Raw genomic sequence first — 1,664 nt, forward strand, 5'->3', positions numbered from 1 at the left:
ACCGCCGCCGCGACGACCCACTCCCCGCACGACTCCGTCCCTGGAAACACGCCGTCCAAGAACGATCACTCACTCAAGATCTGCTGCTGTAGTACAAGTATGTCCCCCAATCCATGCCAGGACACTAGTAGGGCTTTGTTAGGTACCCCAAGTGCTCGCCAGCAGCGTTGGAGGGTGGTCCAGGGGTCGAGCCAGGCCCGGACGGCGCGGATCGCCTTGGGCCAGCTGGCCGGTTGAGGCTGGTGGGGTCTGCCTCGGCCCCCTCTCAGCCGGTCCCGCCGGAGTTGCGGCCTGCGGGACCGCGGGGACAAGGGCGAGTTCCCGGTCCGGTAGTTGAGTGAACCAGGTATCCCAGCAGAACGAGAAGGCGCAGGTGACCAGGGTCTGGTGGCGGCGGATGGCGGTGTCGGAGCGGACCTGGAAGTCGGCCCAGCCGAGTTCGTCCTTGACCTGCTTGTAGCTTTGCTCGATCCAGTGCCGGATGCCGTATATCCGGACGACTTCGTGCAGGTCAGCGGCGGGTTCGGGGCTGTCGGCCTCGCGTGGGCCGCCGGGGCGGGGCAGGTCGGTGGCCAGGTACCACGTGGCTTGTGCGGGCAACGTGGTCGGGTCTGCGGTCGTCACGACCAGGCGGACGTTTCCGTCGGGTCCCCACCAGCCGAGGTGGGCATCGGCGGCCCACCAGGTCTCGGTGTGCCCGTCGCGGAAGGTGCGCTCGACCGGGGTCCAGTCACCGGGATGTTCGGGGTCCGTCCAGGTCAGGGCGCGGGCGGCGCCGGCGGGGGTGTAGGCGTCCTTGCCGTAGGCCCAGGTGCCGTGGCTCGGTTTGAGGGCCATGACGAACGGCAGCCCCGCCGCGTCGAGTTGCCTGCGGAAGCCGTCCTGGTCGCCGTAGGCGCAGTCTGCGACCACGGCTCGGAAGGCCACCCCGGCAGCCTTCGCGGTGCGGGCCAGCTCCGCGGCGATCTGCAGCTTCGTGCGGAAGTTGGGGTCGCTCTTGCCCTTGGGGAAGTGATGGGCGGGGCTGTAGGGCACGGCGTGCAGCGGGTAGTAGAGGTTCTCGTCGGCCCAACAGGTGGTCACCGTGACGATGCCGTTGTCGGTCTTGCCCAGCCGGCCGATCCACTGTCGGCCGATGTGCGCGGTGGCCTTGCCGTCCTTGCGGTCCCCCGAGTCGTCGATCACCAGCACCCCGCCCGGGTGCGGCGCGGTCGCTGGATCGGCCAGCAGTAACTCCACCCTGCGGGAATTGACCCGCTCGTGGTCCCACGTCGACTCGGACAGGAAGAACTGGAGCCGCTGCACCGCCGGGTGCTGGGCACCGACCACCGGCTCGGTGCCTGCCAGGCAGGTCAGCGTCTTGTTGCGGTCCCGCGGCAGCAGCAGCCCCGCGAGGTACTCCCGGAAACCGCGGCGCTGTGCCAGTGTGGAGAAGAGGTCATCGAAGCGTGCGGCGTAGGCTTCCAGCGGGCCCGGAGCAGGCGGACACGGCACACGACGGGTCATCACAAGCTCCCAGGCAGCGAGGCAACGTTCCTCTGCTACCGGCCTACTACGGACCTGAGCCGCCGTCAACAAACCACCGCTAGTGTTCTGCGCCGGGAATTCGATCAAGATATGAAGCGAGGCGTTGAAGGATCTCGTCGGCGTCCTTCGTCCAGACG

1 protein-coding gene is annotated in these 1,664 nt (G+C 68.3%); it reads right to left on the minus strand.

From position 1 onward, the window contains the following. Positions 1 to 138 precede the first annotated feature (138 nt). Complete coding sequence (locus tag ABZV38_RS40330) at positions 139 to 1,506, minus strand: IS701 family transposase (RefSeq protein WP_356333931.1); 1,368 nt, start codon at positions 1,504 to 1,506, stop codon at positions 139 to 141. Between the last annotated feature and the right edge of the window lie 158 nt (positions 1,507 to 1,664).

This window comes from Streptomyces sp. NPDC005181 (genome assembly GCF_040608395.1).
In the GTDB taxonomy this organism is placed as follows: Bacteria; Actinomycetota; Actinomycetes; order Streptomycetales; family Streptomycetaceae; genus Streptomyces.